Annotated in this window: 14 protein-coding genes; all 14 read left to right on the top strand. The window is 69.7% G+C overall.

What is annotated here, in order from left to right:
• Positions 1 to 57: 57 nt before the first annotated feature.
• The 14 genes from AAEX60_RS04455 (at position 58) to ffh (ending at position 15,239) form a co-directional block, all read left to right on the top strand.
• Positions 58 to 612 (top strand): YceD family protein, encoded by a 555-nt coding sequence (locus AAEX60_RS04455; RefSeq protein WP_342101492.1) that lies wholly within the window; start codon positions 58 to 60, stop codon positions 610 to 612.
• Between the two features lie 45 nt (positions 613 to 657).
• The gene (gene rpmF, locus AAEX60_RS04450; RefSeq protein ID WP_342101490.1) at positions 658 to 849 is read left to right on the top strand and encodes a 50S ribosomal protein L32; all 192 of its coding nucleotides are present in this window, start codon (positions 658 to 660) and stop codon (positions 847 to 849) included.
• Between the two features lies 1 nt (position 850).
• A complete protein-coding gene (gene rnc, locus AAEX60_RS04445) occupies positions 851 to 1,618 on the top strand; it encodes a ribonuclease III (RefSeq protein ID WP_342101488.1) in 768 nt (255 codons plus the stop codon).
• Between the two features lie 28 nt (positions 1,619 to 1,646).
• Positions 1,647 to 2,495, top strand: a complete 849-nt coding sequence (mutM, locus tag AAEX60_RS04440; protein ID WP_342101487.1) for a bifunctional DNA-formamidopyrimidine glycosylase/DNA-(apurinic or apyrimidinic site) lyase — start codon at positions 1,647 to 1,649, stop codon at positions 2,493 to 2,495.
• Between the two features lie 228 nt (positions 2,496 to 2,723).
• Positions 2,724 to 3,275 carry a GtrA family protein gene (locus tag AAEX60_RS04435; RefSeq protein ID WP_342101658.1) on the top strand — a complete coding sequence of 184 codons (552 nt, stop codon included), beginning with the start codon at positions 2,724 to 2,726 and terminating at the stop codon, positions 3,273 to 3,275.
• A gap of 2 nt (positions 3,276 to 3,277) precedes the next feature.
• Complete coding sequence (gene smc / locus AAEX60_RS04430) at positions 3,278 to 6,832, top strand: chromosome segregation protein SMC (RefSeq protein WP_342101486.1); 3,555 nt, start codon at positions 3,278 to 3,280, stop codon at positions 6,830 to 6,832.
• 145 nt (positions 6,833 to 6,977) lie between these two features.
• Positions 6,978 to 7,196, top strand: coding sequence for a hypothetical protein (locus tag AAEX60_RS04425; protein ID WP_342101485.1), 219 nt, complete (start codon positions 6,978 to 6,980; stop codon positions 7,194 to 7,196).
• A gap of 33 nt (positions 7,197 to 7,229) precedes the next feature.
• Positions 7,230 to 8,333 carry a signal recognition particle-docking protein FtsY gene (gene ftsY, locus AAEX60_RS04420; RefSeq protein WP_446721260.1) on the top strand — a complete coding sequence of 368 codons (1,104 nt, stop codon included), beginning with the start codon at positions 7,230 to 7,232 and terminating at the stop codon, positions 8,331 to 8,333.
• Positions 8,334 to 8,433: 100 nt separating this feature from the next.
• Entirely contained in the window at positions 8,434 to 9,795 is a 1,362-nt protein-coding gene (locus AAEX60_RS04415; protein ID WP_342101483.1) for a sn-glycerol-1-phosphate dehydrogenase, read from the top strand.
• A gap of 136 nt (positions 9,796 to 9,931) precedes the next feature.
• A complete protein-coding gene (locus tag AAEX60_RS04410; protein ID WP_342101481.1) occupies positions 9,932 to 10,969 on the top strand; it encodes a glycosyltransferase family 2 protein in 1,038 nt (345 codons plus the stop codon).
• The gene (locus tag AAEX60_RS04405) at positions 10,966 to 11,313 is read left to right on the top strand and encodes an EamA family transporter (RefSeq protein ID WP_342101479.1); all 348 of its coding nucleotides are present in this window, start codon (positions 10,966 to 10,968) and stop codon (positions 11,311 to 11,313) included. The genes AAEX60_RS04410 and AAEX60_RS04405 overlap by 4 nt, the downstream gene beginning before the upstream one ends.
• Position 11,314: 1 nt before the next feature.
• The gene (locus AAEX60_RS04400) at positions 11,315 to 11,656 is read left to right on the top strand and encodes an EamA family transporter (protein ID WP_342101478.1); all 342 of its coding nucleotides are present in this window, start codon (positions 11,315 to 11,317) and stop codon (positions 11,654 to 11,656) included.
• Positions 11,656 to 13,488 carry a DUF6020 family protein gene (locus AAEX60_RS04395; protein WP_342101477.1) on the top strand — a complete coding sequence of 611 codons (1,833 nt, stop codon included), beginning with the start codon at positions 11,656 to 11,658 and terminating at the stop codon, positions 13,486 to 13,488. The genes AAEX60_RS04400 and AAEX60_RS04395 overlap by 1 nt, the downstream gene beginning before the upstream one ends.
• A 155-nt stretch (positions 13,489 to 13,643) precedes the next feature.
• Positions 13,644 to 15,239, top strand: a complete 1,596-nt coding sequence (ffh, locus tag AAEX60_RS04390; RefSeq protein WP_342101476.1) for a signal recognition particle protein — start codon at positions 13,644 to 13,646, stop codon at positions 15,237 to 15,239.
• Positions 15,240 to 15,399 lie beyond the last annotated feature (160 nt).

Here is a 15,399-nt window from a genome sequence, read left to right as displayed (position 1 = left end):
AGAGTTGGCCCTCGGTCATGACGCTGTCATGCCGCTGTGCGTTGAAGGGAATCCGTGATGAACTCACATCACCACCTCGACCATCGCTCGCCCCTGGTCCTCGAGATCCATGAGCTGGCGCGTCGGGCTGGCACGATGAAGGAGATCCACCGGGTTGCCGAGGCGCCCGCGGATCTTGGCATCGACATGATCGCAGTGCCCCAGGGCTCCGACATCACCCTCGATCTTCGGCTCGAGAGCGTGGTCGAGGGCGTTCTGGTCACCGGCACCGCCGACGTCACCCTCAAGGGCGAATGTGCACGCTGCCTGGTCGACTTCTCAACCGAGGAGAGCTACGACCTGCAGGAGCTGTACTTCTACCCGGAGAAGGAGGCGGAGGAGGAGGCCAGCCGGATCGAGGACGAGATGATCGACCTCGACCCCGCGCTGCGCGACGCCGTGGTGCTGGAACTGCCCTTCACGCCCCTGTGTCGGGATGATTGTTTGGGACTGTGCCCGGAATGCGGCTTCGTCCTGAACGATGATCCGGACCACAGCCACGGTGAGGAGATCGACCCCCGCTGGGGCAAGCTCTCCGAGCTGGACGTGCACGGCACCGACGAAGACAACTGACCCCGTCGGCCCATCCGGGCCGGCGGATAGCTCAAGGAGAAGATCGTGGCAGTCCCGAAGCGGAAGATGTCCCGGAGCAACACCCGCAGCCGTCGCTCGCAGTGGAAGGCGTCCGTCGTCCCCACCGTGACCTGCGTGAACCCCGCGTGCCGTCAGCCCCACCTGCAGCACACCGCGTGCCCCGCGTGCGGCCAGTACGGCCCCCGCGCCGCGCGTCGCCAGGTTCTCGACGCCTGAGATGGCGGCTCAGCAGAGCCGTTTCCAGCAGCTTCTCGATGAGCTGGGTGTCCCGCTGGACACCCAGCTCTTCGAGCTTGCCCTGACCCACCGCTCCTTCGCGTACGAGAACGGCGGGATCCCCACCAACGAGCGGCTGGAATTCCTGGGCGACGCGGTGTTGGGCATCGTCGTCACGGAGCACCTGTACGGCACCTTCCCGGACTATCCGGAGGGTCGCCTGGCCAAGTTGCGCGCCGCCGTGGTCAATGCCGTCACCCTGGCGGAGGTCGCGCGCGGGCTGGAGATCGGCCCGATGATCAAGCTGGGCCGGGGTGAGACCACCACCGGCGGGCATGACAAGACGTCGATCCTGGCCGACACCACCGAGGCGCTGATCGGTGCCATCTTCCTGACCGGTGGGATGGCGCGGGCGGAGACCTTCGTGCACCACCTGTTCGACCCGTTGGTGGCCGAGGCGGACCAACTGGGTGCCGGGCTGGACTGGAAGACCTCCCTGCAGGAGGTCTGCGCCAATGCCGGCTACCCGATGCCCACCTACCGGATCGAGGATTCCGGGCCGGACCACGACAAGCACTTCATTGCGCGCGCGGTGGTCAACGGCGTCGAGTACGGTGCGGGTGAGGGACGCAACAAGAAGCAGGCCGAACAGGAAGCCGCCGGGAAGGCTTTCACCGCCATCCAGGCTGCCCGGGCGGCCGAGCAGGCGGCCCGCGACGAGGTCGCCGACCTCGCCGAGCACTCCCCAGAACCTGTGTCCGGCTCCTGACCGCGCACAGCGCCCAGAAAGCGACGCCATGCCCGAACTGCCCGAGGTCGAGACCGTCCGCGCCGGGCTCGGCCCGATGGTCGCCCGCTGCCGGATCGACCGGGTCCAGGTGCTGCACCCTCGCTCGGTGCGTGGCCATCAGCGCGGCCCTGCCGACTTCGAACAGGCCCTGCTGGGCCGCATCTTCGACATTCCGCGGCGCCGCGGTAAGTACCTGTGGTTCCCCTTCCACGACGAGGACGCGCTGCTGGCGCACCTGGGGATGAGCGGCCAGTTCCGGGTCAACCGGCCCGGCGACGTGTTGCTGCGCAACACCCGGGTGATCTTCTCCCTGACTGGGATCGGCGACGACGAGCGGGAGCTGCGCTTCGTCGACCAGCGGATGTTCGGCGGGCTGCGGCTCAGCATCGGCGGTGCCCAGCTGCCGCCGGAGATCGCGCACATTGCCCGTGACCCCTTCGATCCCGACTTCGACCTGCCCGCCGTCGCGGAGAAGCTGCGGGCCAAGCGCACCACCGCGAAACGCGCCCTGCTGGACCAGCGGCTGGTCAGCGGGATCGGCAACATCTACGCCGACGAGGCGCTCTGGCTGGCGAAGGTCCACCCGGAGACCCCCACCGACCGGCTCGGCAAGGCCAAGGCGCGGGCGCTGTTGGCGGCCGCCCAGCAGGTGATGCGCGAGGCGCTGGAGCAGGGCGGAACCAGTTTCGACTCGCTCTATGTGCACGTCAACGGGGAATCCGGTTACTTCGACCGGTCGCTGAATGCCTACGGCCAGACCGACCTGCCCTGCCCCCGGTGCGCCGAACCGATCGTTCGGGCACAGTTCATGAACCGGTCCAGCCACTTCTGCCCGAAGTGCCAGCGCAGGCGCTGATCGGCCTTCTCCGGCCACGCTGCACCCCCAAACATCACTGGGCACCCGCTTCGGCGGGTGCCCAGTGGGCCTCCGGGGTGCAGAGCGCTCCTCTCAACGGCGCCACCAGCGGCCACGCCTGCCGGACCGCAGCCCAACGGCCGGTAAACTCCGGTGACTGTGAGCCAACTTCCCGAGACCAAACGCCAGCGCGGCAAGCGACACCTGCGCCAGTTCCTCAAGTTCGGCATGGTCGGCGGGTCGGGCGTGGTGGTCAACATGATCGTCGCCGTGATCATGACCAAGTTGCACGGCGGCACGTCACGGGACAATGACATCCTGGTCAAGATCCTGGGTGAGTACGCCTTCCGGTTCACCGCGCTGGTCTGGATCGTCGGCTTCATCGTCGCCAACTTCTGGAATTTCGAGCTGAACCGACGGTGGACCTTCAAGCGCGCGCACCGCCGCACCTGGTGGCAGGAATTCTGGCCCTTCTTCGTGGTTGGCGCCGTGGCCGCCCTGGCCGGCCTGTTCATCAAGATCGCGCTCACCAACCCCACCAGCCCGATCTACCTGCCCCACCCGCCGTTCAACAATGACCAGGGGCTGCGGGCCCGGGCCTACTGGGCCCAGCTGTTCACCATCGTGCTCACCATGCCGATCAACTTCGTCGTGAACAAGCTGTGGACCTTCCGGGCGGTCAAGCACCACCACGACCAGGACATCCCGATGGTGGCCGAGGTGGTGGCGCCCGAGATGCTGCCTGTTGACGAGGTGCTGGACCGGGCCGAGACGGAGTAGCCGTGTACCTCAAGAGCCTCACCCTGCGCGGCTTCAAGTCCTTCGCGTCCGCCACGACGTTGAACTTCGAGCCCGGGATCACGTGCGTCGTCGGGCCCAATGGTTCCGGCAAGTCCAATGTGGTGGACGCCCTGAGCTGGGTGATGGGCGAGCAGGGGGCCAAGAGCCTGCGCGGCGGCAAGATGGAGGACGTCATCTTTGCCGGCACCTCCGGCCGGGCTCCGCTGGGCCGGGCCGAGGTGGTGCTCACCATCGACAACACCGACGGCGCCCTGCCGATCGAGTACACCGAGGTGACCATCAGCCGCACCATGTTCCGCAATGGCGGCAGCGAGTACGCCATCAACGGTCAGCACGCCCGGCTGCTGGACGTGCAGGAACTGCTCAGCGATTCCGGCATCGGCCGGGAGATGCACGTGATCGTCGGTCAGGGGCAGTTGGACACCATCCTGCAGGCCACCCCGGAGATCCGCCGCGGCTTCATCGAGGAGGCCGCCGGTGTCCTCAAGCACCGCAAGCGCAAGGAGAAGGCGCTGCGCAAGCTGGAGTCCATGCAGGGCAACCTGGACCGGGTCAATGACCTGGTGGCGGAGATCCGACGCCAGCTCAAACCGCTCGGCCGGCAGGCCGAGGTGGCCCGCAAGGCCGCCGTGATCCAGGCCGAGCTGCGCGACGCCAAGGCCCGCCTGCTGGCCGACGACCTCACCCAGGCGACGCTGGCCCTGGAGACCGACCTGGCCGACGAGAAGGCGCTGAACGAGGCCCGGCAGAAGGCCGAGGCTCGGCTGGAGGCCGCCCGGGAGAACGAACTGGCCGCCGAACTCGGGGTGGCCGAGGCCCAACCACGGCTCAACCGGGCCCAGGACACCTGGTACGGGCTGGCCGCCCTGCGCGAACGGGTCACCACCACGCAGCAGATCGCCGCCGAGCGGATGCGGCACGCCGACGCCCAGCCCGAGCTGGGCCGTCCCGGCCGGGACCCGGAGCAGCTGGAGCGCGAGGCCGCCGACGCTCGGGAACAGGAGAACCAGCTGCGGGCCGAGGTGGATGCCCTGGCGCAGAAGCTGGCCGACGCCCAACTGCGCCGCACGGCCGCGGAGAAGGCGCACGCCGAGGCCGACCAGGCCCATGCCGCCGCGCTGCGCGCGATTGCCGACCGGCGCGAGGGCCTGGCCCGGTTGACCGGCCAGGTGAACTCGTTGAAGTCCCGGCTGGGCGCCAGCGCGGAGCAGGCCGAGCGGTTGGCCACCCAGCGCGACGAGGCCCTGGCCCGCGCCGACCAGGCCGCCGCCGATCTCGCCGAGGCCCAGCGGCGCGCCGACGAGCACCGGGGCGGAGGGGACGAGCTGGTGGCCGCCCAGCAGCGGGCCACCGAGAGGGTTTCCGAGCTGGGCTCCGCCATCCAGGAATTGCGTCGCGCGGAGCAGCAGGCCCGGCAGGATCGGGCCGGTCTGGCCGCCCGGATCGATGCGCTGGAAATGGGCCTGGACCGCACCGATGCCCCGGCGGCCCTGCTGGCCGCGCGCGACCAGCTCGGGGGCGTGCTGGGCCAGCTGGCCGAGCTGATCAGCGTCGAGGCCGGCTGGGAGACCGCCGTCGCCGCCGCGCTGGGCAGCGCCACCGAGGCGATCGCGCTGGATTCGCTGGCGGCCGCCACCGCCGCCGTCGAGCACCTCAAGAGCGGCGAGCTGGGCCGCGCCGGACTGTTGCTGGAGGGCGCCAGCCGCTCGGGCGTCACCGAGATCCCCGACGGGCAGCGCGGCGCCCTGGACGCGATCAGCGTCGCCGAGCCGCTGCAGCCTGCGCTCGAGCGACTGTTGGGGCACGTCGTGCTGGTGGACGACGCGGCTGCGGCCGTCGCGCTGGTGGCCCAGAATCCGGATCTGGCGGCCGTCACCCGCGACGGTGACGTCTATTCCTCCTGGTTCGTCAGCGGCGGATCGGCCTCCAGCTCGTCGCTGCTGGAGATCCAGGCCGCGGTGGACCAGGCGCGCAGCGACCTGGAGGATGCCCAGGCCGTCATCGCAGACCTGGAGCGGCAGATCAAGGCGCAGAGCCAACTGCTGGACCAGGCCAATGCCGAGCGGCAGAGCGCCCGCGCAGCGGTCAAGGAATCGGAGAAGCAGCAGGGCGACCTGAGCCGTCAGGTGAGTGTGCTGGCCCAGGCCGAGCGTTCCGCCCGCGCCGAGGCCGACCGGCTGGAGCAGTCCATCACCGCCGCCCAGTCCACCCGGGTCAAGGATGAAGCCGCGCTGGCAGAGGTGGAGCAGCGGCTGGACAATGCCTCCGCGGAGGGTGATCTGGCCGAGCCCGACGCCTCGGAACGGGACCGGCACGCCGACGAGGCCCGTCGCGCCCGCACCGAGGAGATGGACTCCCGGCTGGCCCTGCGCACGGCGGAGGAAAGGGTCCGGGCCCTGGCCGGCCGGGCCGACTCGTTGCGTCGCGCCGCCGTCGCCGAACGACAGGCCCGGGAGAAGGCCGCCGCCCGCGCCGCCCAGCTACGACGCGAGGCCGAGGCCGCCTCCGCCGTCCACACCGCCGCCGGTTGGCTGCTGACCATGGTGGACGCCAGCCGCAACCTGGCCACCCGGGAACGCAATGAGGCCGAGGCCGCGCGGGTCGCCGCCGAGGGAGCCCTGGGCGTGGCCCGGCGGGAGACCAGGGAATTGGCCAAGGAGCTGGAGAAGCTGGTGGAGGGCGCCCACCGCGACGAGATGGCCCGGATCGAGGTCCGGATGCGGATCGAGTCCCTGGCCGAGCGCGCCATGAGCGAGCTGGGGATCGAGGCCAAGATACTGATGGCGGAGTACGGTCCGGACCAGTTCGTCCCCGTGCTCACCCGCCCCGATGGCACCGCCCTGACCGAAGAGGACGAGACCCCGGAGCCGATCCCCTTCGTGCGCGAGCAACAGACCAAGCGCCTGCGCGCGGCCGAACGCAACCTGCAGGTGCTGGGCCGGGTCAACCCGTTGGCCCTGGAGGAGTTCGACGCGATGCAGGAGCGGCACGCCTTCCTGGCCGAGCAGCTGGAGGACCTCCGCCAGACCCGCAAGGACCTGCTGGACATCGTGGAGGAGGTGGACAAGCGGGTGGAGGAGGTCTTCGAGGCCGCCTATGGCGACGTGGAACGCACCTTCGCCGACGTCTTCCCTCGGCTCTTCCCGGGCGGCGAGGGCCGGCTGGTGCTCACCGAACCCGGCCAGTGGCTCACCACCGGCGTCGACGTGGAGGCGCGCCCGGCCGGCAAGAAGGTCAAGCGCCTGTCCCTGCTGTCCGGCGGCGAGCGTTCCCTGGTCGCGGTGGCCTTCCTGGTCAGCCTGTTCATCGCCCGACCCAGCCCCTTCTACATCCTGGACGAGGTGGAGGCGGCGCTGGATGACGCCAACCTGGGCCGGCTGCTTGGGATCTATGAGCAGTTGCGGGAGAACTCCCAGCTGCTGGTGATCACCCACCAGAAACGCACCATGGAGATTGCCGACGCGCTGTACGGCGTGACCATGCGCGGCGACGGGGTGTCGACGGTGATCAGCCAGCGCCTGCACCACGAGGAGTGAGCCCTCGGCCGGGGCTCGGCATTCGCTTGTGGGCTGAGTTTTTGCTGTGTGTTCACCCGGCGGCAGCGAGACGTGTTCCTGGACTTCTCTGACGAGCGGCAGAATATGAGGTGCCCTCCGTACGGATTGACCGAAAGCAGCTGCAGTGACCGCCTTTCTCATCACCCTCTTCCTGATCCTCTTCGTGGCCCTGGCCGTGGCCGCCGTCGTCGTCGTGGGGATGAAGGGATACGGCGGCAACCACGCACCCCGGCTGGCCGGTGGCCTGGCCGAGACCGCCCGGCACATGAACGGCGAGGGTGAGCCGCCGCAGGCGCTGATCGACCTGCTGCCCGAGACCCTGGTGCCCGCCACCAAGCCCTGAGGCGCTCCCGCCACGTCTGGATAGGATGCCGACGTGGACCAAATCTTCTGGTGGATCATTGGCGGCGTCATTGCCTGCCTGCTCATTGCGACCGTCGTCATCTGGACGGGCAACCGGCGGGCGGTGCCGCCGGCCGAACCGACCCCCGAGGTCTCGCCCGAGACGGGCTCCGACCTGGAGCCGGTGCAGCCCGAGGCGGGGATCGAGGTTCCCGAGGCGGCCGGCTCCCGGCTGGCCCGGCTGCGTCGACGGCTGGCGGGCAGCAACAATGTCCTGGCCCGCGGGCTGGCGGACCTGCTGGCCCGGGACCGGCTGGACGAGGACACCTGGGATGACTTCGAGGCGACGCTGATCGCCTCCGACCTGGGCGTCGGCCCCACCACCGAGCTGGTGGGCACCCTGCGCAAGGAACTGGCGATCGACGGGGTGAACGACCCCGGCCAGGCCGCCACCGTGCTGCGCCGGGAACTGGTGAACCTGGTGGATCCCACCATGGACCGTTCGTTGAACCTCACCGGTGCCGCCGGCAAGCCCGCCGTCGTGATGGTGGTGGGGGTCAATGGCACCGGCAAGACCACCACCTGCGGCAAGCTGGCCCGTGTGCTGGTGGCCGAGGGGAAGACGGTGCTGCTGGGTGCCGCCGACACCTTCCGGGCCGCCGCGGCGGAGCAGCTGACCACCTGGGGTTCCCGGGTGGGCGTCGAGACCGTCCGGGGTGAGGAGGGCGCCGACCCCGCGTCGGTGGCCTACCGTGCCGTGGAGCAGGGGATCGCCGACGGCGTGGACGTCGTCCTGATCGACACCGCCGGGCGGCTGCACACCAAGACCGGTCTGATGGACCAGCTGGGCAAGGTGAAGCGGGTGATCGAGAAGATCGCCCCGGTCAGCGAGGTGCTGCTCGTGCTGGATGCCACCACCGGTCAGAACGGCCTGGTCCAGGCCCGGATCTTCCGCGACGTGGTGGAGTGCACCGGCCTGGTGCTGACCAAGCTGGACGGCTCGGCCAAGGGTGGGATCGTGGTGCAGGTGCAGCGCGAGCTGGGCGTGCCCGTCAAGCTGATCGGGCTGGGCGAGGGCGTCGATGACCTCGCGCCCTTCGAGGCCGACGGCTTCGTCACCGGCCTGATGGGGGAGTAGGCCATTGCGCGGCGGCCCCCCGGCCCACAAAATCACACCAAGGATGTGAAATTAGCGACCCCCTCTGTGAAAACGGTGGGGGTCGCGGCATGATGGAGCCATGACATCAGCGTTGATCAGCCAGGCCTTGGAAACTGCCACCGACACCAAGAGCATCATCACCGGGCGAGGCGTCGTCGCCCAGACCGGTCAGGTCTTCCGGGAGTGCTTCGGTGATGCCCGCGCGATCCTGGTTGCCGACCAGAACACCTGGGCGGTGGCCGGGGAACAGGTCCGGGAGAGCCTCACCCGTGCCGGGGTGGAGTTGGAGGAGCCGCACGTCTTCCCCGGCACCCCCACCCTGTACGCCGGCTACGAGAATGTGGAGATCCTGCGGGAGGTGTTGCGCGGCGTCGACGCGGTGGCCGTCTCCATCGCGTCGGGCACCCTGAACGACCTGACCAAGCTGGCCTCCGGCGAACTCGGCCGGCCCTACCTGAACGTCTGCACCGCCGCCAGCATGGACGGCTACGCCGCCTTCGGCGCCTCCATCACCCGCGACGGCTTCAAGATCACCCGCAACTGCCCGGCCCCGACGGCGCTGGTGGCCGACCTGGACATCATGGGGGCCGCGCCGCAGCGGCTGACCGCCACCGGCTTCGGTGACCTGATCGAGAAGGTGCCCGGTGGTGCCGACTGGTTGCTGGCCGACGAGCTGGGCGTCGAGGCCGTCGACGAGTATGTCTGGGGCCTGGTGCAGGGCAACCTGCGCACCGCACTGGCCGACCCGGCCGGTTGTGCCGCGGGCAAGCCGGAGGCGATCGAGGCACTGGCCGAGGGCCTGTTGATGAGCGGCCTGGCCATGCAGGCGCACCAGTCCTCCCGGCCCGCCTCCGGCGCCGGCCACAACTTCAGCCACCAGTGGGAGATGGAGGGTCACGGTCTGGACTGGGAACCGCCGCTGAGCCACGGCAACAAGGTGGGTCTGGGCACTGTGGCGGTCTGCGCCCTCTACGAGCAGGTGCTCCGGCTGGAGATCGACGCCGTGGACGTGGACGCCGCCGTGGCCGCGTGGCCCGATCCCCAGGCCAATGACCAGCGCGTCGCCGCCCTGCAGCCGATCGAGGCAATCCGGGAGGCCGCGCTGGGCCAGTCGCGGGCCAAGTACGTCGCGCCGGACCAGATCCGCCAGCGGATTGAGCTGATCAAGGCCCACTGGCCCCGGATCGTGGAGCGGGTCACGCCCCAGCTGGTCACCGCCGACGAGGCGGCGCGGATGCTCCAGCAGGTCGGCGGCCCCTCCCACCCGTCGCAGATCGGGATCAGCCAGGACAAGCTGAAGCTGACCTACTACCAGGCGCAGACCATCCGCAGCCGCTACACCATCCTGGACACCCTGCAGGAGCTCGGCCTGCTGGGGCAGGTGATCGACAGCCTGTTCGCCCCCGGTGGCTACTGGCACGAATACCCCGCCGTCGGCTGAAGTCCGCCCCGGGTGGCGGCGGGGCGTCGCCACCCGGGAGGAGCCGCTTGCGAGTAGCATCAGGGCGTTGAAGACCCGACGCCGGCGCGCCGTCCCCCCGGACAGCCGCCGCACGTCATGCTCGTGAGGGGACCCCATGGCACGTACCGCGGTGCTGATTCCGTGCTACAACGAGGAAGTGACGGTGGCCAAGGTGGTCCGGGACTTCCGCGCCGCCCTGCCCGAGGCCGACGTCTACGTCTACGACAACAACTCCACCGACCGCACCGCCGAGATTGTCACGGAGCTGGCCGCCGCCGATCCGCGGGTGCACCTGCGCCGGGAGTACCGTCAGGGCAAGGGCAATGTGATCCACGCCATGTTCCGCGACATCGACGCCGACTGCTACGTGATGATCGACGGCGATGACACCTACCCGGCCGACTATGCGTCGCGAATGGTGGAGCTGGTGCTCACCGACCAGGCGGACATGGTGATCGGGGACCGGCTGTCCACCACCTACGCGACGGAGAACAAGCGGGCCTTCCACGGGTTGGGCAACACCATGGTGCGCGGCCTGATCAACTGGCTGTTCAAGGCCCGCATCACCGACATCATGACCGGCTACCGCGCCTTCTCCCGGTCCTTCGTGAAGGGCTTCCCGGTGCTCTCCCGCGGCTTCGAGATCGAGACCGAGATGTCGATCCACGCCGTCGACAAGAACTTCCGGGTGCTGGAGGTGCCGATCAGCTACCGCGACCGCCCGGCCGGCTCCGACTCCAAGCTGAACACCTATTCCGACGGCTTCAAGGTGCTGCGCACCATCTTCCGGCTGTTCAAGGACTACCGTCCGCTGGCCTTCTTCGGCACCATCGCCGCCCTGCTGGGGCTGGCCTCGATGGGCATGTTCCTCCCGGTCTTCGCCGAATACCTGGACAGCCACACCGTGCCCCGTTTCCCGACGCTGATCGTCTCCACCGCCCTGGCCATCGGGGCTGCCCTGTCCTGGGCCGTGGGGCTGATCCTGGACGTCGAGGTGAAGAAGCACCGGCAGCTGTATGAGGTGGTCACCAACTACCACGAGCACCTGGCCCGGCTGGCGACGGCCCAGCTGGACCAGCCGCGCGAGGCCAGCTCGCCGGCCACCCCACCCGTCCCGCCGGCCGTGACGCCGATCACCGGGGCTGCCTCGTGAGCCGTCCGTCGGACACGGCCGTGGGCGTGCTGCTGATGGTGGCCTCCTCGGTCTTTGCCTGCACCGGGCAGCTGCTGTGGAAGCTGGGAGCCCAGGGCGCCGGCTGGCAGATCGCCGTCGGCTTCCTGCTGTATGCCGTCGGGGCGCTGCTGATGCTGGTGGCCTACCGCTTCGGTGAACTCTCGGTGCTGCAGCCCATCCTGGGCCTGTCCTATGCCCTGAGCCTGGTGCTGGGCGCCTGCTGGCTGCACGAACGGATCACCGCCGGCCGCCTGTTGGGCGTCGCCGCGGTGATCGCCGGAGTGGCCCTGGTGGCCCGCGGCCAGGCCCGGACGGAGGCCTGAGATGCTGCTGGGCCTGGCCCTGCCGGCCGCCGTGCTGGGGATGACCATCCTGGGGTCGGTGGCCAGCCTGATGCTGAAGATGGCCTCCGGCAACACTCGTTCGCGCGACCTGCTCACGGACTGGCACTTCCACGCCGGCGGCCTCGGCTACCTGGCTGCGGCGCTGATCAACATCTGGGTGCTGCGGCACCTGGACCTGTCCGTCGTGCTGCCGCTGACGGCCCTCACCTATGTCTGGACCCTGCTGATCGCCCGTGCCTTCCTGGGGGAGCGGCTCACCTGGCGCAAGCTGGCCGGCGTCGGGCTGATCCTGCTGGGCGTCGTCCTGATTGCGAGCACCTGATGATCAGCGAACTGCCGCTGCGCCGGGTCGGGATCGTCGCCCTGGTCACCATCCCCCTGGCGCTGCTGTTCGGCTACCTCAACCAGCCCCGGCCCAATACCGTCGCCACGGGGCCCGGCCCCCTCCACCCGGTGCTGGCCTGGTTGCTGCTCAGCCTGGGCATCCTGCTGGCCCCACAGCTGCGCAGCCGGCTGGCCTGGGTGGCCGCCGGTTCCTGCGCCGTCGTGATGACCCTCGCCCGGCTGGTGGGAGCCCACTTCTGGCCGGCCCAGCACCCGCCCTTCGAACGGCCCGGCTGGCTCTGGCTGCCCCAGGCACTCGTCGACCTGGCGGTGCTGCTGTCCCTGGCCGTCCTGGTGCTGCTGGCGCTCGGCCAACCCCGGCGTGCCCTGCGCTGGCGTCGCTGGGGACGGGGCCGGACGCTGGCCGCCGGCCTGGCGGCCGTGGTGGTGATGCTGCTTGCCTGGACACCCTGGCTGTTGATCTTCTACCCCGGCCTGCTGGTGCGGGACTCCTGGAGCTCCCTCCATCTGGGGCTGGGTGATTGGCCGATGAACAACCATCACCCGGTGCTGTTCAGCCTGTGGGTGGGCCAGTGCATGCGCTTCGCCCGCTGGTTCGGCGGCGGACTCACCATGGGAGTGCTCATCTACTCGGTGGTGCAGGCCGTGCTGCTCGCCACGGGCCTGGCGACGGTGGTGCTCTGGTTGTGGCGCCGGCTGGGCCGCTGGCCCGCCGTGCTGTCCCTGGTCTTCTTCGCCCTGTCCCCCCAGATCGCCATGTGGTCGGTCACCGTGCACAAGGACACGCTGTTCGTGCTCTGGATGACCCTGCTTGCGCTGCTGATGACGGAGACGGCCCACCGCGGCCTGGCCTGGCTGCTCCGCCCGGCTCCGCTGACGGCCCTGGTGTTGTTGCTGCTGGCCATCGCCTTCTCCCGCAACAACGGCCCCTGGGTGGGGGTCGGGCTGGTGGCCCTGCTGATGGCTTTGGCGCTGCCCCGGCTGCTGCGGCCCCGACGCGACGGGTGGCGGTGGTGGCGGCTGCCGCTGGCCGGGGCCGTGGCCCTGGGCACGGTCTTCGCCGTCCAGGGGCCGGTCTACCGGCAGGCCGGGGTGATTCCCGGCGAGTACGTCGAGACGGTCGGCCTCCCGCTGCAACAGCTCACCTGGGCCATGGCCTACGGCCGCACCACCCCGGAGCAACAGGGGCTGGCGTCCAACCTGATGCCGGTCCAGCGGATGCGGGAGACGCTCACCCCCACCATCGTCGACAGCGTGAAGTTCGACCAGGAGTTCAACACCGAGTGGCTGAACCACCATCCCGAGGAGTTCATGGGCCTGTGGCGGGAGGTGTTGCCCGCCAACCGGCTGGAATATGCCCAGGCGTGGTACGGCCTGGCGGGTGGCTACCTGGACCCGAATGTGATGTTCACCCGGCACGACCCGGGCACCACGCTGGGGGCGGCCGGGCTCACCGTGGAATCCCGCGACCTGCTGGGGCCGCTGGTCCAGGTGCCGCACCTCAACCATGTCTCCACCCGCGTCGCCCGTCGGGTCACCTCCCAGCCGGGGATCAATCTGCTCTACAGCATGCCGCTGGTCTTCTGGCTGTGCGCCCTGGCCGCCCTGGCGGCGCTGCTGGCCCGACGGCCGTCGGGAGCCCTGCCCTTTGTTCCCTTCCTGCTGCTGGTGGGCACCCTGCTGCTGGCGGCCCCACTCACCGACTTCCGCTATGTGGCCGCGGGGCACGTGGGCCTGCCGGTGCTGCTGGCCGCGGCATGGATCGGCCGTCCGGTGCGCCCGGTGGGCCCGGCCGACGACGAGCACTGAGCCGGCCCGACCCGCAGGCCCCGGCCTGGCGTCTGGCAGCGGCGGCCCGCCCGCGGCTGGCCCACTACGCCCCGTGGGCCCGGGCAAGTATTGTTGGTGTGATGGCTGCGCGCCCACCGGGGCGGCGCGGCACCCGCTGACGCGAAGGACAACCAGTGTTCGACACTCTCTCCGACCGGCTTGCCACCACCTTCAAGGGGCTGCGCACCAAGGGCAAGCTGACCGAGGCCGACATCGACGCGACCGCGCGCGAGATCCGGATCGCCCTGCTCGAGGCGGACGTGAACCTCGCGGTGGTGAAGGAATTCGTCGCGAACCTCAAGGACCGCTGCCGCAGCGAGGAGGTCTCGGCCGCCCTCAACCCGACGCAGCAGATCATCAAGATCGTCAACGAGGAACTGGTCAACATCCTCGGCGGCGAGGACCGCACCATCCGCTACGCCAAGACGCCGCCGACGGTGATCATGCTGGCCGGCCTGCAGGGCGCCGGCAAGACCACCCTGGCCGGCAAGCTGGCCATGTGGTTGAAGTCCGAGGGCCACTCGCCCCTGCTGGTGGCGGCCGACCTGCAGCGCCCCAATGCCGTCAACCAGCTGCAGATCGTCGGCCAGCGGGCGGGGGCGCACGTCTTCGCGCCCGAGCCCGGCAATGGCATCGGCGACCCGGTCGCCGTGGCGCGCGCCTCCATCCTGGAGGCCCAGCGCAAGCTCTACGACGTGGTGATCGTCGACACCGCCGGCCGTCTGGGCATCGACCAGACGCTGATGCAGCAGGCCGCCGACATCAAGGCCGCGGTCACCCCCGACGAGACCCTGTTCGTGGTCGACGCCATGATCGGCCAGGACGCCGTCAACACGGCGCTGGCCTTCGAGGAAGGCGTCGGCTTCGACGGCGTCGTGCTCACCAAGCTGGATGGCGACGCCCGCGGCGGCGCCGCGCTGTCCATCGCCCGGGTGATCGGCAAGCCGATCATGTTCGCCTCCAATGGCGAGGGCCTGAAGGACTTCGACGTCTTCCACCCCGACCGGATGGCCAGCCGGATCCTGGACATGGGCGACATGCTCACCCTGATCGAGCAGGCCGAGAAGCACTTCGACCAGGAGCAGAGCCGCAAGGCCGCCGAGAAGCTGATGTCCGGCAAGGGCAACGAGTTCGGCCTGGGTGACTTCCTGTCCCAGATGCAGCAGCTGCGCCGGATGGGCCCGATGAGCAAGATCTTCGGCATGCTGCCCGGGATGGGCCAGATGAAGGACCAGATTGCCAACATCGACGAGAAGGAGATCGACCGGATCGAGGCGATCATCTACTCGATGACCCCCGCCGAGCGCGACGACGTCTCCATCCTCAACGGCTCCCGGCGCGCCCGGATCGCCAAGGGTGCCGGCGTGCAGGTCAGCGACGTGAACAACCTGGTCAACCGCTTCGTCGAGGCCCGCAAGATGATGCAGTCGATGGCCGGCATGATGGGCGGAAAGGGCGGCGGAATGCCGGGGATGCCCGGCATGGGCGGTGGCGCCCGCAAGCAGGCCAAGAGCCAGGGCAAGAAGAACAAGAAGGGTCAGAAGGTCTCCGGCAATCCCGCGAAGCGGGCCGCGGCCGCCCAGGCCAAGCCCACCGCCAGCGAGATCGTCGACGCGGGTGCGGCCTTCGGCGTCGGGGCGGGTGCCCAGCCCACCGAGGCGGAGATGGCGGCGGCCATGGAGAACTTCCAGCTGCCGCCCGAGATGCAGAAGATGTTCAAGCAGGGTTGATCGGCGGTCCCCGAGCTTGTCGAGGGGTCGGTCCGGCACTGTTGAGGGTCGGCTCGTCGTCGGTCCGGGAGTCTCTGGCGCTGCGTCTCGTCGACACTCGCTCGCTCGCTTCCCCTCCCCAAACCACCCTGCCGGAAGCAAACCTCGAAACAACCACCCC

It is taken from the genome of Luteococcus sp. H101 (assembly GCF_038433155.1).
Lineage (GTDB): Bacteria > Actinomycetota > Actinomycetes > Propionibacteriales > Propionibacteriaceae > Luteococcus.
The sequence above is the reverse complement of the archived record's forward strand: the minus strand, read 5'-3'. Positions and strand labels throughout refer to the sequence as shown.

Excerpts from the sequence above, each read along its gene's own strand:
- AAEX60_RS04455 (WP_342101492.1), top strand. The coding sequence starts at position 58 with ATGAACTCACATCACCACCTCGACCATCGCTCGCCCCTGGTCCTCGAG.
- rnc (WP_342101488.1), top strand. The coding sequence starts at position 851 with ATGGCGGCTCAGCAGAGCCGTTTCCAGCAGCTTCTCGATGAGCTGGGT.
- mutM (WP_342101487.1), top strand. The coding sequence starts at position 1,647 with ATGCCCGAACTGCCCGAGGTCGAGACCGTCCGCGCCGGGCTCGGCCCG.
- AAEX60_RS04435 (WP_342101658.1), top strand. The coding sequence starts at position 2,724 with ATGGTCGGCGGGTCGGGCGTGGTGGTCAACATGATCGTCGCCGTGATC.
- AAEX60_RS04415 (WP_342101483.1), top strand. The coding sequence starts at position 8,434 with ATGACATCAGCGTTGATCAGCCAGGCCTTGGAAACTGCCACCGACACC.
- AAEX60_RS04410 (WP_342101481.1), top strand. The coding sequence starts at position 9,932 with ATGGCACGTACCGCGGTGCTGATTCCGTGCTACAACGAGGAAGTGACG.
- AAEX60_RS04400 (WP_342101478.1), top strand. The coding sequence starts at position 11,315 with ATGCTGCTGGGCCTGGCCCTGCCGGCCGCCGTGCTGGGGATGACCATC.
- AAEX60_RS04395 (WP_342101477.1), top strand. The coding sequence starts at position 11,656 with ATGATCAGCGAACTGCCGCTGCGCCGGGTCGGGATCGTCGCCCTGGTC.